This is a genomic window from Haloarcula sediminis, from assembly GCF_035656455.1.
Taxonomy (GTDB): Archaea; Halobacteriota; Halobacteria; order Halobacteriales; family Haloarculaceae; genus Haloarcula; species Haloarcula sediminis.
This window is the reverse complement of record NZ_JAYMGA010000001.1, coordinates 669,148-692,731: the sequence shown is the minus strand read 5'-3', so window position 1 is coordinate 692,731 and position 23,584 is coordinate 669,148. Positions and strand designations below refer to the sequence as shown.

Sequence of the window (23,584 nt, the reverse complement as noted above, 5' to 3'; positions counted from 1 at the left end):
CCTGACTCCGCCGCGATTCTGACAGCCTATCACGCGCCCGGTCAGTCCAGGACGCGTTCGACCCACAGCCGCGGCGTCTCTATCTCCTCGTCCGTCGGCAAGGTCTCCGGCGAGTCCCAGACCCGGCCGGCCGCCGCGACGCCGCGCAGATCTGCCACCTCCTCGAAGAAGGCCTTGCCCCGTTCGTACTGCTGGCGTTTCATCCCGAGCCCGAGGACCCGCCGGACCAGCTGGGCGACGGGGCCCCGGCCCTGCCGGCGCTCGTCGACTTTCCGCCGGAGGTCGTCGTACTCGTCGTCGAAGGCCCGGTCCATCAGCAGTTCGGCGTACCCCTCGACGGCGGTCATCGTGGTGTCGAGCTGACCCAGCGAGGACCGGTCGAGCTCGCCGCTTGAGAGCTTCTCGATGGTCTCTTCCATCGTCTCTTCCATGTACCCGGAGAGCCACGGCGCGGCCCCGAACTCGGCGGCGTGGGTCACCTCGTGGAAGGCGATCCAGCGGCGAAAGCGGTCGCCCTCGACGCCGAGCTGGCCGGCGACGCGCTGGATGTTCGGCCGGACGAAATACAGCGCGTGGTCGTCATTGTCGGCGAGCAAGAGCGGATCGTACTGTCCGAGGACGTTGTTTCCCAGGAAAGAGAGCGCGAAGGCCATCGAACCGGTGTTGACGACCCGGGCGACCCCCGGGATGTACTCGGCCTGCTGTTCGATGGGCGCCATCACGCGCTCGAAGGTGGCGACGTTGGCGTCTATCCAGTGGTGGCGGTTCTGAATCTCGACGGTCCCAGGGAGGTCGAAATCGAGCCCGCCGACCTCGCGGACCCGGTCCCGGGCGTCGCGGACGTCGGTGGTGTACCCTTCCGTTTCCGCGGCCGACAGCGTGAGGTCACCGGGGTCTGTCGACTCCTTGGCGGCGTCGGCCACCGCGTTCCAGTCTATCGGTCCGTCGCCCGTCGCTCCGGCGACGGCGCGGACGCTGTGATATAGTCCCATACGCGAGAAACGGTGGGGGACGTGATAGGCCTTCTCCCGGCGCTTATTCCACGTCGTCCAGCGGGGACGCGTCGTCGCCTCCCCGCAGCTTCTTCGCGGCGACCGCGACGACGACCAGGACGACCAGGGCCAGGACCGCAAGGAGGCCCAGTGGTGCCCCGCCGGAGTCGTCAGTGTCCGTCTCTGCCTCGTCGCTCTCGCCGACTCCGGGCGCGTTGGCGGTAAACTCCGACCCGTCGAGGTGCAGTTCGAAAAGCGTGATGTCGACCATACTGACACATCGCGCGCTCGACTCTTATGGGTTGTGCAACCCCGGATATTCATGTCCGGCGACGGCGAAGGCGGGGTATGGACGACAGACGACGACAGTACCTCGAGGAGTTGCTCTCGACGCCCGGCCCGTCGGGCTACGAGGCCGACAGCCAGCGGGTGTGGGTAGAGTACGTGAGCGAGTTCGCCGACGAGGTCCACACCGACGACTACGGCAACGCCGTCGCCACCCTCTCGGGGGGCGACACCGAGGTCGCGCTGGCGGGCCACGGCGACGAGATCGGCTTCATCGTGCGGGACCTGACCGACGACGGCTTCGTCCGGATTGGCCGCATCGGCGGCTCGGACAAGACCGTCTCGCGGGGCCAGCACGTCACGATACATACAGCCGACGGCCCCGTCGACGGCGTCGTCGGCCAGACGGCCATCCACCTGCGCGATTCCGACGACGACGGGGTCCCGGACGTGGCCGAACAGCACGTCGACGTGGGTGCGACCGACGGCGACGAGCTCGCAGAGTTGGTCGACCGCGGGGACCCCATTACCTTCCAGCAGACCGTCACGGAACTGGCAAACGGCCGCCTGTCGGCCCGCGGGATGGACAACCGCATCGGTATCTGGGCGGCCGCCGAGGGGCTGCGCCGGGCCGCCGAGACGGGCGTCGACGCGACGGTGCATGCCGTCTCCACGGTCCAGGAGGAGGTCGGGCTCCAGGGGGCGAAGATGGTCGGGTTCGACCTCGACCCGGACGTGGCAGTCGCCGCGGACGTGACCCACGCGACGGACTCGCCGGACTCGCCGGGCAAGCGCTCGACCGGCGTCGAGCTGGGTTCGGGGCCGGTCGTCGCCCGTGGCGCCACCAACCACCCGAACGTCGTCGAGACACTGCGGGCGACCGGCGAGGCCGACGACATCGACGTGCAGCTGCAGGCGACCGGTATCCGGACCGGCACCGACGCCGACGCCTTCTACACCTCGCGGGGCGGCATCCCGTCGGTGAACGTCGGCCTCCCGAACCGGTACATGCACACGCCGGTCGAGGTCATCGACGAGGGTGATCTCGACGGTCTGGCCGATCTGCTTGCGGGCTTTGCCGCCCGCGCCGACGAGCACGCCCCGTTCTCCGTCGACGTGTGATCTGACCGGCAGTCGGACCTTACCGCCCCCGGGCGCCGATAACCGCCGTCTAACCAACCGCTTCGCGCCCGACAGGTCAGGTATGGGTTCGCTTTACACCTGGCCCGCTGTGCGTCGGAACCAGTCCCAACGGAGGCGCCCCTGACAGCATGGACTGGCCAACCTCCAGAAGCCGCGTCGCCTGGTGGCTCGTGGCCGTCGTGCTCGGCGCGATCACCGCCTGGATTCTGTTTACCTACGTCGGGACGTTCGTGCTCGGACTGTTCCTCTACTACGTGGCCCGGCCGGCCTACCGGCGGTTCCGGGCGAAGTTCGGGCCCAACGTTGCGGCCGGGACGGCGCTGCTGGCACTCGCCGTTCCGGTGGTGTTGCTCGTGGGGTACACCCTCGCCATCGCGGCGCAGGAACTCGGGCGCCTCCAGCGGACCGTCGACCTCGGCCCCCTGACCGACCAGCTGGAGCCGTATCTGAACGTCTCCGAGGTCGTGCAGGACCCCCAGATGCTGCTCCAGAACTCGGATATCGTCAACGCGGGCCAGCTCGTCGCCGAGGGGGCACTGGGATATGTCCCCATCATCGGGACCGCGCTCATCAACCTCTTCCTGGCTCTTGCCGTGGCGTTCTACCTGCTCCGGGACGGGGAGAAACTGGGCAGTTGGGTCCGGGAGACGTTCAGCGACCAGGAGGAGTTCCTGAGTGTCTACATGGAGGTAGTCGACGCGGACCTCGGGAGCGTCTACTTCGGCAACATCCTCAACGCCTTCGCCATCATCGTCGTCGCCACGTTCGTCTACATCGTCCTGAACGTCTTTGCGCCTGCCGGAGGAATTCCCTACCCCGCGCTACTGGCCGTGCTGGCCGGCGCCGCGAGCCTGATTCCCGTCGTCGGGATGAAACTCGTCTACGTCCCGCTCGCTGTCGGGCTCTTCGCGCGGGCCGTTCTGGAGGGCGACCCGCTGTGGTTTCCGGTGGTGTTTGTCGTCGCCACAGTCGTCTTCGTGGACTTCATCCCCGACCTCGTCTTGCGGCCGTACGTCTCCGGTCGGAACCTCCACGTCGGTCTGGTCATGATAGCCTACGTCATCGGTCCGCTGCTGTTTGGCTGGTACGGGCTCTTCCTTGGTCCCCTCTTGCTCGTGGTCATCTACCACTTCGCGCGGCTGGTCCTGCCGGTACTCATCGAGGGCGACGGCGTCGAGGCGATACCGGCGGGAACCGAGCGGGACCTGGAGAAACGCGCTGAACCCGAGGAAAACGACTCGGAGGACGGTGCCGGAAGCGAGCCGACGTAGCCGGCAGTGCGGGCGACCACGTCCGTCCGGCAAGCGGTACGTTTAAGCGCCCGTCACGATGCGAACCCAACATGAGTGGACGACCGCTGGACGTGCTCGAAGCGTCACTCGGCGAGGCCGTCACCGTACAGTTGAAAGGCGGCGAGATATTCGAGGGGAAGCTGACTGGCTACGACCAGCACATGAACCTCGTAATTGAAGACGAAGACACAACGATTATACGCGGCGATAACGTCGTATCTATTAACCCATGACTGGTGCAGGAACCCCAAGCCAGGGCAAGAAAAACACCACGACACACACGAAATGTCGCCGGTGTGGAAACAAGTCGTATCACACGAAAAAGAAAGTCTGCTCGTCGTGCGGCTTCGGCAAGTCGGCGAAACGACGTGACTACGAGTGGCAGTCGAAAGCCGGCGAATAACTCATCACCATGCACGAGAAGTGCGGCGTTGTTGGCATCGCACTCGAAGACCGAGACGCCGCCCGCCCGCTCTACTACTCTCTGTACGCTCTCCAGCACCGCGGACAGGAGTCCGCGGGTATCGTCACCCACGACGGCTTCCAGCAACACAGCCACGTCGAGATGGGCCTCGTCGGCGACGCCTTCGACCCCGGTGACCTCGAATCGCTGACCGGCTCCAACGGCATCGGCCACGTCCGGTACCCGACCGCAGGAAGCGTCAACTCCTGCTGTGCCCAGCCGTTCTCGGTGTCGTTCAAGTCCGGTTCGCTGGGTCTGTCTCACAACGGGAACCTCGTCAACGCCGACGAGATCCGCGACGAGATAGCGGACCTGGGCCACGCCTTCACCTCCGACGGCGACACGGAGGTCATCGCTCACGACCTCGCGCGCAACCTGCTGGAGGAAGACCTCGTCCGCGCGGTCAAGCGGACCATGGAGCGCATCCACGGCTCCTACTCGCTGACCATCATGCACGACGAGACCGTCCTCGGCGTGCGGGACCCCCAGGGCAATCGCCCGCTGGTCATCGGCGAACTGGAGGACGGGTACGTTCTCACCTCGGAGTCGGCGGCCATCGACACGCTCGACGGGGAACTGGTCCGGGACGTCCGCCCCGGCGAACTCGTCGTGCTCCACGACGACGGCACCGGCTACGACACCTATCAGCTCATCGAGCAGGAGAACACGGCTCACTGCTTCTTCGAACACGTTTACTTCGCCCGGCCCGACTCGACCATCGACGAGAACCTCGTCTACGAGGTCCGGCGCGAACTGGGTCGCAAACTCTGGGCGGAGTCGGGGGTCGACTCCGACGTGGTGTTACCGGTGCCCGACTCCGGGCGCGCCTTCGCCTCTGGCTACGCCGAGGCCGCACAGGACGCTGGGTCGGACATCGAGTTCGCAGAGGGGCTGATGAAAAACCGCTACGTCGGCCGGACGTTCATCATGCCGACCCAAGACGAGCGCGAACGCGCCGTCCGCCTGAAGCTAAACCCCATCAAGTCGACCATTGAGGGGAAGAAAGTCACCATCATCGACGACTCCATCGTCCGCGGGACCACCTCGAACCAGCTCGTGCAGCTGCTGAAAGACGCCGGCGCCGAGGAGGTCAACGTCCGTATCGGCGCTCCGCCGATTATCGCTCCCTGTTACATGGGCATCGACATGGCGTCGCGCGACGAGCTCATCGCCGGCGACCAGTCCGTCGAGGAGATACGCGAGGAGATCGGCGCCGATTCGCTCTCCTATCTCTCCATCGACGCCATCGCGGAGACGCTAGACTCCAGCCGGGCCGACCTCTGTCTGGGCTGTGTCACCGGCGAGTACCCCTACGACATCGAGGGCGAGGAGACCGACCGCGACGTCGTCCGGCCCGACATCGACGGGCAGCCGACGCCGGCCGACGACTGAGCGGCCCCGGTTTGCGTCTGTTTTCCTTCTGTCACCGTCTGACGGTGGCGCCTGCCGCGGCGCGTTACCAGACGACGTACAGCATGAGATAGACGACGACGCCGAGCGAGAACGAGATCAGCCACAGCGTCGCGGCCACTTTCCCCGCACGCGGGTGGTTCGTCCGGCCGAGTTCCGACACGGGATAGCTTACCGCCAGCAGGAGCGTGTAGTAGACCGCCGGGATGGCGACGATGGCAAGCAGGATGTGGATAGCGAGCAGCGGGAAGTAGACGTACGTCTCGACGGCGGCCGGCCCGGTAAATTCGGTCGGGCCCACGAGGGAGATGCGATAGAGGTAGAACACGAGAAAGGCGACAAACAGGCCGAAGGTGGCGACCAGCAGCTGTCGGTGCCGCTCGACGTTTCCGTGGCGAATCGCCCGGATGCCGGCGATGATGGTCACGATGGCGGCGGTACTGATCACCGCGTTGACCGTCGGGATGGCGTCCAGGACCGCATCCGGAGCGCGGGGCAACAATACGGTCGGAATCGCACCGCCCACCGCTGCGAAGACAAGCGCCAGTGAGACGACCGTCAATACAGCGGTGAGTTCGGGGACCCGCTCGCGTGTGTCCAACATGTCTGGCGGTTAGCGATGCCGGATAAAGTGGGTTGTGAACTGTGGCAGTGGCAGCGAGCCGGAAGCCGGTAGCCACCAGTGCCACCGTGGCCCGCCCTATCGAGCCGGCTACGCGGCGGACGCGGTGGTGTTCCCCTCGACGGTCGAGTTCCCGCCGGGCGCGGCTGTGGTGTTCGACCCCGCTTGCTCGTCGAGCCAGGCGTCGTAGTCGGACTGGCTCAGGACGACGACGTCGGCCTGCATCCGCGCGTGTCCCGAGCCACACAGCTCCGCACAGTAGAGCCGATAGGTGCCCGTCTCGGTCGCGCGGGTCCGTGCGACCGTCTCCTGGCTGGGGAAGATGTCCTGTTTGAGTCCCAACCCCGGTACGTAAAACGAGTGGATGACGTCGCTTGACTGCATCGTGAACCGGATGTCCGTGTTGTTGGGCAGGTAGAGCGTGTCGCTCGTCGTCACGTTCGTGTCGGGGTAGCCAAACTCGTACCCCCACTGGTAGGTCAGGACGTCTATCTCCTCCTCGTCGGAGAAGTCGGTACCGGTCGCGTCGGCCGCGGCCGGCGAAATGTAGGGGTTCGCCAGCACGAAAAACCCAGAGACGCCGACGAACACGAGGATAGCGCCGGTCGCTGCGGTCCAGGTGACCTCCAGAGCGGGGTCGTCGACGGTCGGTCTGGGGGCGTCGTTGTTGTAGAACCGGTAGATGGCGTAGACGAGCATCAGTTCCACGAACAGCGTCAGCGGCAGGGCGACATACAGCAGCTGTTCGTTCAGCTCGTCGATGGCCGCCCGGTTGACCGACTGGGCGGCCGCCGGCGTGGTGAACACCACCACACCGAGAGTGAGGACACAGAGCCAGGACAGGACGCGACTGAGACGCATTAGACACTGCTAACGACGGGAGTATCATATAGCTTGGCCAGTCGCCCCACCCTGTCGTCCCGCTGTGCACTCACTGTCGTCGCGTAGTTTTATGTCGATGGGTCCGTGAGAATCGGGTAATGCTTTCACCGACCGAGCTGGGAACTACTGCGGCTCTCTCGACGGCTCGCCGATGCTGAACCGAGCCGTCATCGAGGGGTCGGCACTGGCCGTCCTCGCCCTCGGTATCCTCGCTATCTGGTTCCGGGCCCGACACCGGGCTCGGCCGGCCAGTGACGGCGGCGCCCTCTCGCGCGAGGGGCTTCGGTTTGAACTCGGGCGCCTCCAGGAGGAGACGCTGCGCTGGCTGACGACGACGAACCACCGGGAGATCGGGCTCCTCTACATCGCGTTCGGGACTATCGCCGCCCTCTGGGGCGGGATGGACGCGATGATGCTCCGCACCGAGTTGTTGACGCCGCCCGCGGACATCTGGACGCCCGAGACGTACAACGCCCTCTTTACCACCCATGGGCTGACGATGCTCATCTTCTTTGTCCTGCCCGTCTTCTTCGGCATCGGGAACTACTTCCTCCCGCTGCTCATCGGAGCCGACGATATGGCGTTTCCCCGTGTCAACGCCATCGGCTTCTGGCTGCTACCGCCCGCCCTGTTGATGGCCCGCTTTGGCCTCATCGTCCAGATCGGCGGGCAGGTCCTCAGCCTCTTCCTGCCCGAGGACCAGATCACCTTCTTCCTGTCGCTGCGGGAGGTCAGCGTGGGGTGGACGCTGTATGCGCCCCTCTCGGTGGTCCAGCCCAACCCACAGATAGACCTCCTCCTACTCGGTCTGCACCTGAGCGGTATCGCGACGACGGTCGGCGCCATCAACTTCATCGCGACGGTCGTCTACGAGCGGGCCGACGACGTGACGTGGGGCAATCTCGACATCTTCTCGTGGAACATGATGGTGACGAGCGCCATCGCGCTGTTCGCGTTCCCGCTGCTTGGCAGCGCCCTGGTGATGCTCCTGCTGGACCGGAACCTGGGGACGACCTTCTTCGCGACGGAGGGCGGTGGGCCGATCCTGTGGCAACACCTGTTCTGGTTCTGGGGCCACCCCGAGGTGTACATCCTCTTCCTGCCGGCGACCGGGTTGATGAGCCTCATCCTCCCGAAGTTCGTCGGGCGGAAGCTGTTTGGCTATCAGTTCATCGTCTACTCGACGCTGGGACTGGCCGTGATGTCCTTTGGCGTCTGGGCCCACCACATGTTCACCTCCGGCGTCGACCCGCGACTCAAGGCCTCGTTCATGGCGCTTTCTATCGCTATCGCCGTCCCCAGCGCGATCAAGGTGTTCAACTGGCTCACGACGATGTGGGACGGGAACATCAAGCTCTCGGCACCGTTTATCCTCTGTGCCGGCGGTATCGGGACCTTCATCATCGGCGGCGTCACCGGCGTCTTCCTCGCGGTCATCCCCATCGACATCCTCTACCATGGCACCTACTACGTCGTCGGCCACTTCCACCTGATTGTCGTCGGCATCATCCCGATGCTGATGATCGCCTCCTCGTACTACTGGTACCCGATACTCACTGGCCGGTGGTACGACCGGCGGCTGGCGAAGTTCCAGTCGGGACTGCTCATCGTCGGCGCGTTCGTCACGTTCATGATTCTGCTGGTCATCGGCGGCCTGGGACTGCCGCGCCGGCAGGCCATCTACCCGCCCGAGTACCAGCTCGCCCAGCAGATCGCGACTGTAGGCTCCTACGTCATCGGCCTCTCGGCCGTGATGTGGCTCTACAACATGCTGGTGTCGTACTGGCGCGGCGACGTGGTCCAGACCACTGACCCGTGGGACCTCAAAGCGACCAACCAGTTCACCCGCGAGTGGCAGTGGTTCGAGGAGCGGATGGTCGAAAAGTACGACTTGGAGCCGTCCCAGCCCGAGACCACCCGCCGGTCGTACGCGCCCGAACTGCAGCCGATGGGCCTGTTGGGCGGGGTCGGTAGCGTCGCACAGAACGTCTACCGGAACGCCTCGATGGCGGCTATCGCGGGCTTTATCGGGACGTTCCTGATGACCGGGGGTATCGGGACCGCCGTCGTCATCGGCGTGCTTGACCCCGGCTCCTTCGGTGAAATAGCCGAACTGGTCGGCTTCTCGAAGTCCCCGCTTATCGGCGCGGTGCTTTTCCTCGCCGGGGGGACCATCATCTGGCCGCTGCTTTTCCTCTCGTTTCAGGAGTTCCTGCCGGGCCGTCGGATGTTCGAGACCGGACTGGTGTTTGCGACGCTGGTCGCGACCGGCTTCTCGGTCGCGTTCTACACGGACCAGACCGGACTCGCGTTCGTTGGCTACCTGACGTTTGTCTTCGTCGCCCACTGGGCATACGGGCTCGGCCTGGCAGTGACCTTCCAGTTCCTGCGGTCCCGACGGACCGACGTGGAGGCCTGAGATGAGCGACGAGTCTATCCTCTTTACGTACGTCGCGCCGTTCGTCGGCGTCCTGGTGGTCGCCGTCGGTATCGGTGCCGCGGTCCCCGGCGGCTACGCGCTCATCCAGGAGGACATCACGACCTGTGACCAGCCCACCATAGCAGTCGAGGGCGCCGAGGAGACCGCCGAGCGGTTCAACGACACCGGGCCGCGGAAGCTCCCCAGACTCCACTACGAGAACCTCTCCGAGGCCGAACGGACGGCCTTCGACGAAGCGCTTGCGGACCCCCAGGGCGAGGCCCGCGTCGCCGGGGCGTTCCCGAACGGGAACGCCATCCGGAACGGCTCTATTGTCGTCTACGAGGGCGAGCGCCACTACGCCACGGTCGTCGCTGAGAACCCCTGTTTCGTCGCGCCGGAACTGCAGTTCCCGCTTGGCGTGTTCGCCATCATCTTCGGCGTCATCGGCATCCTCAGCCCGCCGATCTACCGGAAGCTCGTGGAACTGGAGGAGCGAGCGAACGTGGATGAGCGCCGGTAGGGGACAGTTTACACCGACGCGCCGACGTAGAGGACGACGACGAGGAAAATCCACACCGCGTCGACGAAGTGCCAGTACAGCGACGTCGTCTTGATGGCGGTGTCGTGGCCCGGCCCGTACTCGCCCCGCAGCGACCGGCCGAAGGCGATGGCGATGAGCAAGACCCCGAGTGCGACGTGGAGCCCGTGGAGTCCAGTCAGCCCGTAGAACGCGCTTCCGAGGACGCCACTCGTCAGCGAGAACCCCTCGACGACGAGCAGCTCGTAGTACTCGTACACCTGCCCGCCGAGGAAGACGACGCCAAGCGCCAGCGTCGCCCCCAGCAGCCCGAGAAACGTCCGTCGCTCGCCCGCTTCGAGGGCGTGGTGGCTGTAGTGGATGGTGACGCTGCTCGCGACCAGCAGCGCGGTGTTGATGAAGACAAGCGGTGTCAGGAGTTCGTGGGTGGTCTCCCAGGCCCCGGCGCGGACGAACGCGTAGTAGATGAAGCCCGCCGAGAACGTCGCCACGTCCGAGGCCAGAAAGAGTATCATCGTCGTCGTGTAGAGGTCGGCGTGGCCGCCGTGACCGGTCCCCGGCGCGATGAAGGCCTCGTACGCCCAGCCAAACAGGCCGGCGAGTACGCCTAACGCGCCGACGCCAGCCAGTCCCGCGGGGATGACAACAGGGACGAGGTCGAGCCCGACGAAGAAGAAGCCGGCCCCGAGATACAACAGCCCGGCGCCGACAGCTGCGATGAGGGGCCAGCGGCTCCGGTGTTCGTGGTGCTCTCCGTCGTGGTCTTCATCCGCGTGACCGCCAGCAGTGTTCAGCCAACCGGACATTGTGGTACTGTGGGGACGCTGTCGTTAAATAAGTGGCCGGGTGGCTGTTGCCGTACTCGGTAACGATGGCTGAATAAGGCGGTAAGCATCCGCGCGAGCGTAGCGAGGGTGATACTGGTGGCTGTAAGTTCGTAAAGATATTCGCCACCCCGGGGTGGCGAATTACTTCAGTTTGTTACAGCCACCAGTATGAGCAACGCGAACCCCCGATGTGTACGGGGAACACCGTGACCCGTGAGCGCAGCGAGCGGGGTTCACGGCCTGCGAGGCGAAGCCGAGCAGGCCGCCTTTTTAGCGTAGATTTTTGCGGCGAGTGGGTTGCGGGCCGACGGCCCGCAACCAGATGCCGTGGCGGCGAAGCCGCCACGCGGTGAGCGCTCCGCGCTCACCCGAGCCGGAACAGTACTACTGGAACGTCCGGCCGACCTTGTCCTCTTCGAGGTCGGGCTCGGCCGTGTCGAAGCGCTGTTCGATCTCGTCGTACTGCTCGCGGGTCTCCTCGGTGACGCTGGGGCCGACTTCCGAGAGCGCGTGCTCGAAGTGGTCCATCGTCACGCGGACGTTTCCGACCGAGTCACCGATGTCCTCGGGGTCGACGCTGTTGATGAACTCCCGGGTCGCGGCCATCGATGCCTCGCGAGCGACCGCCTCGATGTCGGCGCCCACGTAGCCGTCGGTCCGGCGGGCCAGGCTGTTGAGGTCGACGCCGTCGGCCAGCGGTTTGTCGCGGGTGTGGACCGCGAAGATGGCCCGGCGAGCCTCCTCGTCGGGCACCGGGACGTGGACGTGGCGGTCCAGCCGACCGGGGCGCAGCAGTGCGCTGTCGATGAGGTCGGGCCGGTTCGTCGTCGCGACGACGACCACGTCCTCCATCTCCTCGATGCCGTCGAGTTCGGTCAGCAGCTGGGAGACGACGCGTTCGCCGACGCCGGAGTCGGTCTGGCCGCCGCCGCGCTCGCCGGCGATGGAGTCGATCTCATCGAAGAACACCACCGTCGGGGCGTTCTCCCGGGCCTTGGCGAACACTTCGCGGACGCCCTTCTCGGACTCGCCCACGAACTTGTTCAGCAGTTCGGGCCCTTTCACGGAGATGAAGTTCGACTGGGCCTCGTTGGCGACTGCCTTCGCGAGCAGGGTTTTGCCGGTGCCGGGCGGCCCGTACAGCAGGACGCCCTTGGCGGCGTTGAGGTCCATCGCCTCGAAGACCGAGCCATATTCCAGGGGCCACTGGATGGTCTCGCGGAGTCGCTCTTTGGTGTCTTCCAGTCCGCCCACGGAGTCCCAGGTCACGTCCGGGACCTCGACGAAGACCTCGCGGAGCGCGGAGGGCTCGATGCCCTTCATCGCGTCCTTGACGTCGTCGTCACTGATCTCCAGCTTCTCTAAGACCTCCGCGTCTATCTCCTCGGATTCGAGGTCGAGCTCCGGGCGGATGCGCCGGAGCGCGTTCATGGCGCTTTCTTTCGTCAGGGTAGCCAGGTCCGCGCCGACAAAGCCGTGGGTGTTCTCGGCGTAGCTGTCGATGTCGATCTCCCCGGAGAGGGGCATCCCGCGGGTGTGGACCTGCAGGATCTCCTTGCGGCCCTCCTTGTCCGGGACGCCGATCTCGATTTCGCGGTCGAAGCGGCCACCGCGCCGGAGCGCGGGGTCGATGGCGTCGACGCGGTTGGTCGCGCCGATGACGATGACCTGTCCGCGCTCTTCGAGCCCGTCCATCAGGCTGAGTAGCTGGGCGACGACGCGGCGTTCCACGTCGCCCTGGGTCTCGCCGCGCTTTGGCGCGATGGAGTCGATCTCGTCGATGAAGACGATGGCGGGGGCGTTCTCCTCGGCCTCCTCGAAGACCTCACGGAGCTGCTCCTCGCTCTCGCCGTAGTACTTCGACATGATCTCCGGGCCGGAGATAGTGGTGAAGTACGCGTCGATCTCGTTGGCGACGGCTTTGGCCATCAGGGTCTTGCCGGTCCCGGGCGGGCCGTGGAGCAAGACGCCCTTTGGCGGCTCGATGCCCAACTGCTGGAACAGCTCGGGGTGGCGCATCGGCAGCTCTATCATCTCCCGGACCTGCTCCAGCTCGTCGTCGAGGCCGCCGATGTCCTCGTAGGTCACGTCGGGCGACTCGGGGGCTTCGCCGCCCTCGCCCTCGCGTATCTGTTCGGCGGGCTTCTCGCTGACCTGAATCTCGGTCGAGTCAGTGACGACCACGGTTCCGGACGGGGCCGTCTCCGCGATGCGGAGCGGAATCTTCTGGCCCGACATCGAGGACAGCGGGCCGAGCCCGAAGCTCACGGGCACGGTCTGGCCCTGCGTGACGGCCTGGCCGCTGAGGTTGTTGCGAATCATCGGACCGACGTTGCCCCGAACGCGGAGGTTCTGGGGCAGTGCGACGGTCACGCTGGTCGCGGGCTTGACATCGGCCTTCTCGACGGTGACGTTGTCGTCGATACCGACGCCGGCCTCCTGGCGGAGCTGACCATCGATGCGGACGATGCCCTTGCTGTCGTCCTCGGGGTAGCCCGGCCACACGCGTGCGACCGCTCGGCTCCCCCCTTCGAGGACGATGTAATCGCCGTTCTCTAGGTCCATCTCGTCCATCGCGGCCCGGTCGATGGCCGCGAGGCCACGCCCCGCGTCTTTCTGCTTGAGTGGTTTGACTGTGAGTTTCATTTAGTGTGCCTCCTCCGCTGACAGTTCGATAGTGAGGACGCCGTTGTTGATAAACGCACGTGCGTCGCTGTCGTCGGGCAGGGGCTGTTCGTGTTGCTCGTCACCGGTGACGAGAATTACCGTGTCGTCGACGATGTCCACGCTGGTGTCGTCGGCCACACCCACGTCCGCAGCGAGCACGACGGCGTCGTCGTACTCGAATCGGCGGACGGGAAGTTCGTCGAACAACTGTTGGTCTGTGTTCATGCTAACTACAAGTAAGTGCGGTAAGTATATAAATCCATCGCCGAAAACCGGCATACGACGCCGAATCAGAGTTAGTTGCTTGAATGCGGTTCACACCGGGCCCATACGCCACGCGGCCTTTTATCCGCTGTGTTCGTCCACACTTATCGAAGGCCGTGGCCAGTGCCACGCGTCCGCGTTACCCGGGCGACCGACAGCGGTCACCGGCGCCGCCACAGGGTCCCGGCCGACGCGCTTCCGTACTAGTCCGCCCAGTAGTACCGCGGGCCCAGGGCGAAAAACAGGAGCGCGATAGCGAGCATGAGCCGGGGCGCCGCTCGTCCCAGAGCGGTCGGGACGACGACGGCCCCAAAGAGGACAACGCCCATCGGTCCCACCGTTTTGACCCCCGGCTTGGGGTAGTCGAAGGGCGAGACCTGCGCGACCGCGAGGACGGTCGCGCCGACCGCGATAGCGACGGGGTCGGTGATACCGGCCAGATAGGCCGTCGCCAGCAGTATCGCCCCCAGCGAGTTCGGCATCCCGGGCCGCGCTTCGGCCCCGTCGAAGTACGTGGTGTAGAACGCGGTCCGGAGGATGGAGAAGACGGCATACAGCGAGGCGACGGCGAGCAGCCCGACAGACACGAGGGGGTCAGCCCCGCCGACGCCGCCGTAGCTCTCCCGCAACACGGCGTAGACGAACAGGCTGGGCGTGACGCCGAACGAAAGCACGTCCGTGATGGAATCGAGCAGCGGCCCCACGTCGGAGCTCTCGCCGTTGCGCGCGGTGATACCGTCGAGCGCGTCGACGATGACCGACAGCAGGACGAGCCTTGCCGCCAGGTGAAGGTCGGTAAACGCCACCACACCCGCGGCAAAGCCGACGACCGCGTTACACAGCGTCACGGCGTCGGCCCGGCTGAGTCGCCGATGCACCCTGAAGCTCATGGTTGGCGGTGGACCACCGCCTACATGAAAGAGTCGAAACCGGCTCGCGATGACCCATCCGGAGACACACCACCTTCCCCACACAACTTATTTATACGGCTCAGTAGAGCTTTCTAACAGTAGGGAACGCTAATGTGGGGGAAAGCGGGGGAACCGGCGAGCGGGGTGTCACGCGGTGAGCGCTGACGAGGTATCGAAGCCACTCTCCGTGGAACGAGGGACACAGGTCCTCCTGTCGCTCCGGTCGATGGGGTCGCCCTCTGGCTATCTCCCGGCCAGCGCGTCCCGAAATATCGTCGTCGTCTCCTCGAAGCCGTCGGCGACTGTCGCCGACCGGCTGGCGAGTGCGGGCGTCGAGCTAGACGCCGCCGCACACATCCCCATCTCGGGGGCCGAGACGGCCTACGACGGCCCGATGTGGTCCTGTGACCCGCTGGTGCCGGACGACCTGACAGGGCTGAGTATGCGCCTCTCCCGGGCGTTCAAGTCCATGGGTCGCGGGTATCTCCTGATGGAGAATCTCAACATCTTCCTCATGTACGCCTCGGAAGACCGGGTTGTCCGCTTTCTGGACCACCTGACGGGGCTGGCCGGGGACTACGGCATCACCGGCATCTACACGCTGGACCGGGACTCCGTGGCCGCGGAGACTTACGACCGGCTCCGATTGCCCTTCGACGCCGAACTCGACCGCCGCTGAGACTGCGTCCGACCACGTGGCACTGTTCGTGGCAGCGCATACGTACGACACCATCGCCGGCGGTCGGGCCTACTGCGGTGGCCCGTCACGGAGTTCCACGGCCCGGCGGCACAGTCCGACGTTCATCTGCTCGAACCCGCGACGGATCCGCCGTTCGAGCCGTTCCACTACCCGACCCGCCAGCGGCCCGCTGAACTGTTCGGTCTGGACGAATCGCGTCCCGCCGTCCGCGCGCGGCTCAAGCAGGAAGGCGTGGTCGGCCTCGATTCCAAACAGCCGGGAGCGCCAGCGCAGCGCTCGCTCGGGTTCGACCGCGGTGATTTCCGGCGAGATGGGCACGCTCGGGAGCCCCGGAATCGAGAGCCGGACGGCGACGGTCTCGCCGACGGCGTACTCCCCACGGACCGACAGCAGTGTGTTCCACTGCGGGTAGGCCTCGGTGTCGGTCAACACCGCCCAGACGGTGTCCGGACCGGCCGGGACGTCGACGGCGACGCTGACTTCGGTCATCGACCTGCTATTGGCCGCAGCGGTGAAAAACCCCCGGTCGCTGGGGGACCGACTGCGGACGCCCGTCTGACGCGCAGTGAACATTTAATACCCGCCCGGTACTGCACGTGGGTATGGAAACTGAGAAGATTCCTCAGGAAATCACGACGCTGGTGGGTCGGGAAGTGTATTCGAAAAACGGGGTCTTCGTCGGCGAAGTCGAGGATATCAGGCTCGATCTGGAGCGGCGGACGGTCACCGGACTGGCGCTTCACCAGCTGAACACCGAACTGTTCGACGCCGAGGCGGGGAGCGCCCGCGGGGTCATTCTTCCGTATCGGTGGGTCCAGGCCGTGGGTGACGTGGTCATCGTCAACGACATCGTCGAACGCCTCCGCCAGCCCGAGGAAGAGACGGACGAAGAAGAGGTCCCGGCCTAGCTCCCGTTGGAACCTTCGCCGCTATCGACGCCCATCGCCTCGAACAGTTTTCGTTTGACGGCTTCTTCTGTCAGTTCCAGCAACGTGTCGCGGTTGTCGTCCGAGGTGTCTAGCCCGGTGAAGATACCCAGCGGAATCTCGACGCTGGCGTCCGTGGAGTGGCCCGCCGTCTCCCCCATCTCACCGAAGGCGTCCGCGAGCACCTTGCCGATGTTCATGCGGATGTCCTTCGAGCGGGCGGCCAGATAGATGGTGTCGTCGGCGATGGCGAAGACGGCCGTGGTGGTGATCCCCTCCAAGTTGAGGAGGTGCTGGGCGGCCTGTGAGAGGGCGTCGCGGTCACGGATGAACCCCGCGTTCGAGACGAGGTGGCTTCCCTGGACCTCGCGGTTCCGGATGGCCTCGGCGAGAACGTCCAGCGTCTCCGGGCTCATCGACGGCGACTCCACCTGCTCTAGGGTGTCGTGGTCGGCGAACGGGTAGAGGTACGCGGCGGCGGTCAGGTCCGCCGGAGTCGTGTCGCGCTTGAAATCCAGTGTCTCGGCGCGGATGCCGTACAGCAACGCCGTGGCGACGGTCTGGTCGAGCGTGAGGTCAAGCTCCTGGATGTACTTCGTGAGGATAGTCGAGGTAGCGGAGACGTTGGGGCGGATATCGGAGAACGCGGCGTCGTACTCCTCGTCGTGCTCGTAGTGGTCGATGATGATGTCGATGTCCTCGACGGGCAACTCGCCGCCTTTGGCGACGTCGACCAGGGCGAACGTATCGAAGTCGTCCAGGTCAACCTCCTCACGGGAGGCCAACTCGATGCCGAGCAGGTTCACGAACGCTCGGTTCTCCTGGTGGCCGATCTCGCCCTCGTAGATGATGTCGGCCTCCACGTCCCGGCTCTCCGCGATGGTCCGCAGCGCGGCCGCCGAGGCGATGGAGTCCGGGTCCGGCGAGCGGTGGATGAGAATCGCCATCCGCTCTTCGGTGGCGTCGATAACATCGCCCAGCTGTGAGGCCTTGTACTCCAGTTCGCCCGTTTCGAGGGCCCGCAGCGCCGAGTCGGCGATGACAGCCGAGGGGTTTATCACCACGTCGGCGCCCAGATCGGTCAGTTCGTCGGCCGAGACCGGGTCGTTCGCGCGGGCGACGATGAACTGGTCGCCCTCGGCCGCGCGGATGTTGCGCACCGCCTCGGCGTTGGCGGCCACGTCCGAGGACATGATGAGGATGACATCCCGGTCTTCGACCGTCTCGGCGACGTGTTTGTCGGAGATATCGCCCTGCTGGGCGTTGAGGTCCTGGTCGCGAAGCGCCTCTACGCGCCCCTCGTCGGCGTCCAGAATAAGCACGTCCTTGCCTTCGTCTACGAGTTCCTCCGCCACGGCGTGTCCCACGCTCCCACAGCCCAGGATGGCGTAGGTCGACATCGACGCCATCGTAATGCCACTGGCAGCACTCATTGGAAAGGGGTGTGGTCGGCACGCACTTATATCACACCGTCTCCCGGACGGTGTTCCGAACGGCAACACGGCCGATCTGACGGGGAGTGACCAGCCCCAACCAGTATAATCAGGGTGATTAGTAAGTACTATAAGAGTGTAACCGAACAAAAGTTGACAATGTCTGAAAAGATTACACGACGTAAGTTACTGCGGGTGGGTGCAGGGGCAGCCGCAGTCGGCGCGGTCGGGAGCCTCTCCGGTTGCAGCGCAGTCCAGGACCTCATTCCCGGCGGTGGCGGCGGTCTCGGGAGTTACACGAACTGGGTGTACGAGCCTGACGCCTTCAAGAGCGACCGGGAGGGCGTCAGCGGGTCGGGAACGAGCTACACCAACCTCTTCTCGAACAGCGGGAACCTCAGCGAGCTGGCGGTTCTGCGGGCGAAAGGCACCAGCTATCCGGAGCTCGGTATCGAGGTCGAAGACGTCTCGATGGATCTGGGCCTGCCGGACGGCCGCATCATCACCGGCTCGTTCGACACCGAAGCTGTCAAATCGGAACTCACGGCCGCCCCGGTCGATACGCCGACGCCGTCGGGCTTCGGTAGCAGCTCCGGCAACAGCGGGAGCACCCAGTACGAGTCGGACTCCTCGTACAACAACTACGAGATCTACGTTCAGGCCGAGCCCGACACCTCGCCGGACGCGTTCGCCGTCGGCGACGGGACTATCATCCGGGCGCAGCGAGTCCCGAACGCCACCAACGAATCCTCCCCGGTCGACGCCCCGGACGTAGTCGAGGGGATAATCGACGCCGGCGAGGACGGCACCGACCGCTACGTCGACAGCAACGACACGTTCAGCACGCTCACCGATGCGCTCAACAACGGCGTTCAGGTCAGTTTCACCGTGCGAGCGAACGAGATCGGCTCCGACAACGGCGCGGACGAAAATATCCCCGCCGGCCGGTTCGAGGGTGTTGTCGCCGAGGGACGGGCCGAATCTATCAACGGCGAGACGACGGAATCACAGTACGTCTTCGTCTTCGACAGCGAGGGCGACGTGAACGAAGGCGATGTCCAGGAGTGGATCGAGGCGAACGACACCGGCAACGGCTCGCTGGCCAACCTCAGCGACCTCAGCGTCAACACGAACGGTAACACGGTCACGGTGACCGGGACCCAAGACACGCTCGAATACGGCGTCTGAGGCTGTAGTCCGTCACGGGTGCAGGCCCAGTCGTCTCCCGGCCATGTGCACCCGACGTTCGGCCGCCGTCGGGCGACCGAAAGGAAACGTATATACAAACCCCTCCATAACTGGAGTATGCAGGGCCGGTAGCTCAGTCTGGCAGAGCGACGGCCTCTTAAGCCGTCGGTCGAGGGTTCAAATCCCTTCCGGCCCGCTTTCCTGCGGTGCGAACGAACCCGTAAGCGGCGCGAAACTGATGGGGAAAGTGATTTGAACCAAGAGGGACCGCTGCTCCGACTGTGGTTCAAATTCCGAGAGACGCCGCCGGTGTCTCTCGACCTTCGCAAACGCCTCGCGTTTGCTCAGTCCCTTCCGGCCCGCTTTCCTGCAGTGAGAACGAATCCGTAAGCGGCGCCACCAGACGCTGTAACGCCCTCACTCGTCCAGTTGCTTCACCATCTCGACGTGTGGGATACCGGCCTCCTCGAACTGGTCGCCGACCGTTTCGTAACCGAGTTGCTCGTAGAACGCCGCGACCCGCAGCTGGCCGTGCAGAAACGCCGACGTCGCGCCTCGCTTGTGGGCCGTCGATTCGGCAATCTCCATCACCTTCGCGCCCAAGCCCTCGCCGCGGTATGGCTCGAGAACGGCAACGCGTTCGATTCGGACAGTCGTCGGCTCGACAAGTCTGAACCGCGCCGTCGCGACAGGCTCGCCGTCGTCGGTGACGACGATGTGGGTCGCCACCTCGTCTTTCTCGTCCATCTCGTCGGCCTCGTCGACGCCTTGCTCGTCGATGAAGACCGCACGGCGGACCGTTCGGGCCATCTCACCGACGGCCCCGTCACCGCCTACGTGTGTCTCGTAAGAGGGCATACCTCACTGTCTCGCTACACCGTAGAGTTTCTTGTGTCGGACTCGCGAGGGACCTTCTTATCAGAGATTAAATATAGATTCTCTACAGTCAACCTACCGACAGTTAGCTGTCGGGGCTGTAGTTGGGCGCTTCGTCGGTAATCATCACGTCATGAGGGTGACTCTCCTGCTGGCCGGCCGCGGAGACACGGACGAACTCGGAGCGCTCCTTGAACTCTGGGATGGTCTCGGCACCGACATACCCCATCCCGGACTGCATCCCGCCGACGAGCTGGTGGAGTTCGGAGGCGAGCGAGCCCTTGTAGGGGGTCGCGGCCTCGACGCCTTCGGGGACGTACTCCTCGTTTTCGTCCTCTTCCTTGAGGTAGCGCTCGCCGCCGCCCTCGTTCATCGCACCGACGGAGCCCATACCGCGGTACTGCTTGTACTTCTTGCCGTTCATCTGAATGACGCGACCGGGGGCCTCGTCGGTGCCAGCGAAATACGAGCCAAGCATCACCGCGTCCGCGCCGGCGGCGATGGCCTTGATGGCGTCGCCGGAGTAGCGGATACCGCCGTCGGCGATGACCGGCACGTCGTGCTGGCTCGCCACATCAGCGACCTGTGAGACGGCCGTAATCTGGGGCATCCCGGCGCCGGTGACGACCCGGGTAGTACAGATGGAACCGGGTCCGATACCGACCTTCACGCCGTCGGCGAAGTCGACGACGGCCTCGGCGGCCTCGCTGGTGCCGATGTTACCCACTACGACGTCTGCCTCGACAGTCTGTTTGATCTCGCGGGCGCTGTCGATGACGTTTGCGTTGTGGGCGTGAGCGCAGTCGATAAAGAGCACGTCCGCGCCCGCCTCGTCGGCGGTCTCGGCGCGCTCGACTTCGAACGGGCCGACCGCGGCGCCCACGCGGAGGTGACCGTCCGCGTCGCGGGCGGCGTCGTCGTACTCGCGGCGCTTGAGCACGCCACGCATCGTGATGAGCCCGGCCAGTCGGTTCTGCTCGTCGACGATGGGTACCCGCTCTATCTTGTGGTCGTACATCAGTTCGAGCGCCTCCCGCGGGGTCACGTCCTCGGAGGCGGTGATGACCTCGTCGGTCATCGCTTCGGTGACGGCGTCGGACTCGCCGACCTCGAGATACGGGCGGATGTCGGTCCCGGAGATGATGCCCAGGACCTCCCCGGTCTCGTCGTCGACGACCGGCGCGCCGGAGACGCCTTTGCGGTCCATCATCCGGTCGACCTCCCGGACAGTCTGTTCGGGGTGGGCCGTGACCACGTCGCGGATGATGAGCTCGTCGTAGCGCTTGACGCGCTCGATTTCGGCGGCCATCTCGTCGGCGTCCATGTTGCGGTGGAGGACGCCCAGCCCGCCCTGTCGAGCCATCGCGATGGCCATGTCGCTTTCGGTGACGGTGTCCATCGCGGCCGTGAGCACAGGCACGTTCAGTTCGACGTTCTTCGAGACGCGTGTTGCGGTGTCGGCTTCGTCCGGTTCGACCCGGGACTCCTTGGGTCGCAGCAGTACGTCGTCAAATGTCAACGCTTCCGGGACTCGAAGTTTCTCGGAGAAGGGCTCGGAATCGTTCGCCATGTAAGTCGTCCATGACCGCCGGCAAAAAACGTTGCGAGACTGGTATGCTCTGTGGTGGGCTCGCATACCGCGGGATAGGGATGTGTGCGGCGGTACCCACCCCGAAGTGTGAGGCTTTGCCCTATATTTGCCTGTCCGCCACGGTCGTCCAGTAATAGGCCGGAAATCGGCGGTTTCACGTCGTATGGTCCCGGTTCTCACACAACGCTTATACTCTTATGAAAGTTACTTATAGATATGCGCTGCTCCCAATCCACCAGCGAACTCACCGACCGGCAAACCGCGCGTGCCACGGCGTCGGCAAACACATTTTCGGTGGACTTTGGGAAGCGAAACCGCCAGTCCGGCGGTCTCGACCACGCAGCAGCCACCCGCGGGGAGTCGGGGTATCCCCATCCCTAGTCGTCGATGAGTAGCTCCAGACACCCGGTTGCCCTCGACATAGAGCGACAGGTCGGTCGCGGCGGCCGGCTGCTCGCGACGGTGATGGGCCTCCCGCTCGTGGACGGCATCTTCCCCGTGCTCGTCCTCGCAGGCGCGCTCACGACGTGGACCGGCATGCTCGAAGTCGGACTGCTGGTCTTTGGCGGCTCCGCGATGGTCGCCGTCGTGCTCGCAGAGATGGATGGCTCCCCCCGCCAGCAGGCCAAGGCCGTGTTGCTCATCGGTGCCGTGTTGATTCCGGTGGCGATACTCGAAGCGGCCATCGCGCCGACCATCGCCGGTGTCGTCCGCCTCGCCACGTTCGAGCGCTTTGCCGGTATCGTCATCCTGGCTATCGCGGCCCAGACCGCAAGCGCCCGAATCGGGGAGTTGCTCCCCCGGCCGGCCATCATCGTCGGTCTCGGTCTCCTGGCGAGTGTGGACCCCGCCGGCGCGACGTTCGTCGTCGACGCCGACCCGGAAATGCTCGCTCGCGCAGCTGGGACCGCAGCCATCGGCGTCGGGTTCGCGCTCGTGGTCGCACTCGCTAGCCCGTGGCTGCGCAACGCCGTCGACATCGACCGCTTTCGCTTCGGCAGCGCCGTCGCGCTCGGCGTGCTCGCCCTCTCCGTGCTCGGCCTGCTACCGACTCAGGCCCCGGTCGCGCTGGCGGTGCTCGGCGTCACTGCGTTGCTCTCCTTTGACCCGGAGAACGCCCGCGAACGCCACCAGGAGTACCATCCCGACACTGTCGACCTGACCGCCGCCTTCTCCGACGGCGGGGCCTCCCAGGGTGTCACGGCCGACGAACGGACTGACGACGGCGCCGCCGTGGAGTACGACCCCGACCAGGAACGTGCGCCGTGGCTCTAGGCGTCGCCGTTTTCGTGTAAACCGCCGGTTCGTGTCCGGCCTTCAAGACGGTATCTCGACCAACTCCGACCGGACAGCCCACACTCGGGAGTAGTCCGGACGACGGCGAAACCGTCATTCGCAACTGCGGAGACATCACAAGCCTCGGTCTCTCCAGCGCCCTCGGTGTGCTTTAGGGAGTCCTTGCGTCGACTGTTGGGGCTTTCTGGCTTTGGGATTCCTCACTGCTGACGTCCGACTACTAGAGGGGAAGCTTTAGGCGGCCGACGCTCCGCTGTCCGATATGGCTGACAACCGCGTGGTACAGGGGCGCATGCAGACCCCCGAGAGCCTCGCCGAACTCATTGAAGGCGAGAGTGTGATGGACGCAGAGCCGATCGAAGACGCCGACCGCGAGTGCCCGGACTGTGGCGAGAACGTCCTCGCCGTTGGCTACATGCCGTCGGCACTGGAGTTCGTCACGGGCTATAAGTGCCAGGAATGCGACTGGTCCGAGATAGACCGGGACTGAGCGAACGCGTGGCGTTCGCGAAGGTTGTGAGACGCCATCGGCTTCTCACAGGATTGCGTGGAGCAGAAGGGCCCACGAAGGTCGAGAGACGCATCGGGTCTCGCGGGACTATCGTCCGACAATCGAAATCCCTTTACTACTAATCGGCATACGACGGAGTGCGGGGTCGTGGCCTAGTCCGGGAAGGCGGCTGACTCCAGAGGCCACGCGCCAGGGACGACATCCGAGGGCTGATATACTGAGCGACCGGCTGATCACCGGCCCGCGACGATGACCCTCTGGAGTTCCGAGGCGCTGGACGGAGATATCAGCCGATCGGGGGTTCAAATCCCTCCGACCCCACTCCGTATAAAAGTAAAGCGGTGC

Annotated in this window: 25 protein-coding genes and 2 tRNA genes; 15 read left to right on the top strand and 12 right to left on the bottom strand. The window is 65.1% G+C overall.

Annotated elements, in window-relative coordinates:
• Positions 1 to 41: 41 nt before the first annotated feature.
• Both VJ162_RS03715 and VJ162_RS03710 read right to left on the bottom strand, forming a co-directional pair.
• The gene (locus tag VJ162_RS03715) at positions 42 to 992 is read right to left on the bottom strand and encodes a zinc-dependent metalloprotease (protein WP_324662457.1); all 951 of its coding nucleotides are present in this window, start codon (positions 990 to 992) and stop codon (positions 42 to 44) included.
• A gap of 43 nt (positions 993 to 1,035) precedes the next feature.
• Positions 1,036 to 1,263, bottom strand: coding sequence for a hypothetical protein (locus VJ162_RS03710; protein WP_324662456.1), 228 nt, complete (start codon positions 1,261 to 1,263; stop codon positions 1,036 to 1,038).
• 77 nt (positions 1,264 to 1,340) lie between these two features.
• On the opposite strand from VJ162_RS03710, the gene VJ162_RS03705 reads away from it, so the two are divergent.
• The 5 genes from VJ162_RS03705 to purF all read left to right on the top strand — a co-directional run bounded on the left by VJ162_RS03705 (position 1,341) and on the right by purF (position 5,567).
• A complete protein-coding gene (locus VJ162_RS03705; protein WP_324662455.1) occupies positions 1,341 to 2,399 on the top strand; it encodes a zinc-binding metallopeptidase family protein in 1,059 nt (352 codons plus the stop codon).
• Positions 2,400 to 2,548: 149 nt separating this feature from the next.
• Positions 2,549 to 3,691 (top strand): AI-2E family transporter, encoded by a 1,143-nt coding sequence (locus VJ162_RS03700; RefSeq protein ID WP_324662454.1) that lies wholly within the window; start codon positions 2,549 to 2,551, stop codon positions 3,689 to 3,691.
• 71 nt (positions 3,692 to 3,762) lie between these two features.
• Positions 3,763 to 3,945, top strand: a complete 183-nt coding sequence (locus VJ162_RS03695; protein WP_324662453.1) for an LSM domain-containing protein — start codon at positions 3,763 to 3,765, stop codon at positions 3,943 to 3,945.
• The gene (locus VJ162_RS03690) at positions 3,942 to 4,115 is read left to right on the top strand and encodes a 50S ribosomal protein L37e (protein ID WP_220587618.1); all 174 of its coding nucleotides are present in this window, start codon (positions 3,942 to 3,944) and stop codon (positions 4,113 to 4,115) included. Before VJ162_RS03695 ends, VJ162_RS03690 begins: the two co-directional genes overlap by 4 nt.
• Before the next feature lie 9 nt (positions 4,116 to 4,124).
• Positions 4,125 to 5,567, top strand: coding sequence for an amidophosphoribosyltransferase (gene purF / locus VJ162_RS03685; protein WP_324662452.1), 1,443 nt, complete (start codon positions 4,125 to 4,127; stop codon positions 5,565 to 5,567).
• 64 nt (positions 5,568 to 5,631) lie between these two features.
• Here the strand turns inward: purF and VJ162_RS03680 are convergent, their stop codons facing one another.
• Together VJ162_RS03680 and coxB are read right to left on the bottom strand one after the other, a co-directional pair.
• The gene (locus VJ162_RS03680) at positions 5,632 to 6,189 is read right to left on the bottom strand and encodes a DUF420 domain-containing protein (protein ID WP_324662451.1); all 558 of its coding nucleotides are present in this window, start codon (positions 6,187 to 6,189) and stop codon (positions 5,632 to 5,634) included.
• A 108-nt stretch (positions 6,190 to 6,297) separates the two neighbouring features.
• Positions 6,298 to 7,068, bottom strand: a complete 771-nt coding sequence (gene coxB / locus VJ162_RS03675; protein ID WP_324662450.1) for a cytochrome c oxidase subunit II — start codon at positions 7,066 to 7,068, stop codon at positions 6,298 to 6,300.
• 172 nt (positions 7,069 to 7,240) lie between these two features.
• On the opposite strand from coxB, the gene VJ162_RS03670 reads away from it, so the two are divergent.
• A complete protein-coding gene (locus VJ162_RS03670) occupies positions 7,241 to 9,508 on the top strand; it encodes a DUF6789 family protein (RefSeq protein WP_324662449.1) in 2,268 nt (755 codons plus the stop codon).
• A 1-nt stretch (position 9,509) separates the two neighbouring features.
• Positions 9,510 to 10,031 carry a hypothetical protein gene (locus VJ162_RS03665; RefSeq protein ID WP_324662448.1) on the top strand — a complete coding sequence of 174 codons (522 nt, stop codon included), beginning with the start codon at positions 9,510 to 9,512 and terminating at the stop codon, positions 10,029 to 10,031.
• An 8-nt stretch (positions 10,032 to 10,039) separates the two neighbouring features.
• Here VJ162_RS03665 and VJ162_RS03660 read toward each other — a convergent pair whose 3' ends face one another.
• The 4 genes from VJ162_RS03660 to VJ162_RS03645 form a co-directional block, all read right to left on the bottom strand.
• The gene (locus tag VJ162_RS03660; RefSeq protein WP_324662447.1) at positions 10,040 to 10,855 is read right to left on the bottom strand and encodes a cytochrome c oxidase subunit 3; all 816 of its coding nucleotides are present in this window, start codon (positions 10,853 to 10,855) and stop codon (positions 10,040 to 10,042) included.
• Between the two features lie 405 nt (positions 10,856 to 11,260).
• Entirely contained in the window at positions 11,261 to 13,522 is a 2,262-nt protein-coding gene (locus tag VJ162_RS03655) for a CDC48 family AAA ATPase (protein WP_324662445.1), read from the bottom strand.
• The gene (locus VJ162_RS03650; RefSeq protein ID WP_324662444.1) at positions 13,523 to 13,768 is read right to left on the bottom strand and encodes an Hsp20/alpha crystallin family protein; all 246 of its coding nucleotides are present in this window, start codon (positions 13,766 to 13,768) and stop codon (positions 13,523 to 13,525) included. It lies immediately after the preceding gene.
• Between the two features lie 242 nt (positions 13,769 to 14,010).
• Positions 14,011 to 14,697, bottom strand: coding sequence for a protein sorting system archaetidylserine synthase (locus VJ162_RS03645; RefSeq protein WP_324662443.1), 687 nt, complete (start codon positions 14,695 to 14,697; stop codon positions 14,011 to 14,013).
• A gap of 175 nt (positions 14,698 to 14,872) precedes the next feature.
• Here VJ162_RS03645 and VJ162_RS03640 point away from each other — a divergent pair, with 175 nt between their 5' ends.
• Entirely contained in the window at positions 14,873 to 15,397 is a 525-nt protein-coding gene (locus tag VJ162_RS03640; protein ID WP_324662442.1) for a DUF7504 family protein, read from the top strand.
• A gap of 69 nt (positions 15,398 to 15,466) precedes the next feature.
• On the opposite strand, the gene VJ162_RS03635 is transcribed toward VJ162_RS03640, so the two are convergent.
• Complete coding sequence (locus VJ162_RS03635; RefSeq protein WP_324662441.1) at positions 15,467 to 15,907, bottom strand: SRPBCC domain-containing protein; 441 nt, start codon at positions 15,905 to 15,907, stop codon at positions 15,467 to 15,469.
• 113 nt (positions 15,908 to 16,020) lie between these two features.
• Between VJ162_RS03635 and VJ162_RS03630 the strand changes: the two genes are divergently transcribed.
• Positions 16,021 to 16,326 carry a PRC-barrel domain-containing protein gene (locus tag VJ162_RS03630; protein ID WP_324662439.1) on the top strand — a complete coding sequence of 102 codons (306 nt, stop codon included), beginning with the start codon at positions 16,021 to 16,023 and terminating at the stop codon, positions 16,324 to 16,326.
• Here the strand turns inward: VJ162_RS03630 and VJ162_RS03625 are convergent.
• Positions 16,323 to 17,777 (bottom strand): DHH family phosphoesterase, encoded by a 1,455-nt coding sequence (locus tag VJ162_RS03625; protein ID WP_324662437.1) that lies wholly within the window; start codon positions 17,775 to 17,777, stop codon positions 16,323 to 16,325. The genes VJ162_RS03630 and VJ162_RS03625 overlap by 4 nt on opposite strands.
• A 159-nt stretch (positions 17,778 to 17,936) precedes the next feature.
• Between VJ162_RS03625 and VJ162_RS03620 the strand changes: the two genes are divergently transcribed.
• Together VJ162_RS03620 and VJ162_RS03615 are read left to right on the top strand one after the other, a co-directional pair.
• Positions 17,937 to 18,965 (top strand): hypothetical protein, encoded by a 1,029-nt coding sequence (locus VJ162_RS03620; protein WP_324662436.1) that lies wholly within the window; start codon positions 17,937 to 17,939, stop codon positions 18,963 to 18,965.
• A 122-nt stretch (positions 18,966 to 19,087) separates the two neighbouring features.
• Positions 19,088 to 19,161 (top strand) — tRNA-Lys (locus tag VJ162_RS03615).
• 221 nt (positions 19,162 to 19,382) lie between these two features.
• Here the strand turns inward: VJ162_RS03615 and VJ162_RS03610 are convergent.
• Positions 19,383 to 19,823 (bottom strand): GNAT family N-acetyltransferase, encoded by a 441-nt coding sequence (locus VJ162_RS03610; RefSeq protein WP_324662435.1) that lies wholly within the window; start codon positions 19,821 to 19,823, stop codon positions 19,383 to 19,385.
• Positions 19,824 to 19,926: 103 nt separating this feature from the next.
• Entirely contained in the window at positions 19,927 to 21,411 is a 1,485-nt protein-coding gene (gene guaB / locus VJ162_RS03605) for an IMP dehydrogenase (protein WP_324662433.1), read from the bottom strand.
• A gap of 237 nt (positions 21,412 to 21,648) precedes the next feature.
• Between guaB and VJ162_RS03600 the strand changes: the two genes are divergently transcribed.
• The 4 genes from VJ162_RS03600 to VJ162_RS03585 all read left to right on the top strand — a co-directional run bounded on the left by VJ162_RS03600 (position 21,649) and on the right by VJ162_RS03585 (position 23,560).
• The gene (locus VJ162_RS03600; RefSeq protein WP_324662432.1) at positions 21,649 to 21,813 is read left to right on the top strand and encodes a hypothetical protein; all 165 of its coding nucleotides are present in this window, start codon (positions 21,649 to 21,651) and stop codon (positions 21,811 to 21,813) included.
• A 6-nt stretch (positions 21,814 to 21,819) separates the two neighbouring features.
• The gene (locus VJ162_RS03595) at positions 21,820 to 22,707 is read left to right on the top strand and encodes a DUF5794 domain-containing protein (RefSeq protein WP_324662431.1); all 888 of its coding nucleotides are present in this window, start codon (positions 21,820 to 21,822) and stop codon (positions 22,705 to 22,707) included.
• Between the two features lie 283 nt (positions 22,708 to 22,990).
• On the top strand, positions 22,991 to 23,218 hold the full coding sequence (locus VJ162_RS03590; RefSeq protein ID WP_324662430.1) for a DUF5795 family protein: 228 nt from the start codon (positions 22,991 to 22,993) through the stop codon (positions 23,216 to 23,218).
• A gap of 162 nt (positions 23,219 to 23,380) precedes the next feature.
• Positions 23,381 to 23,560: transfer RNA gene (locus tag VJ162_RS03585), tRNA-Trp, on the top strand.
• Positions 23,561 to 23,584: the final 24 nt, after the last annotated feature.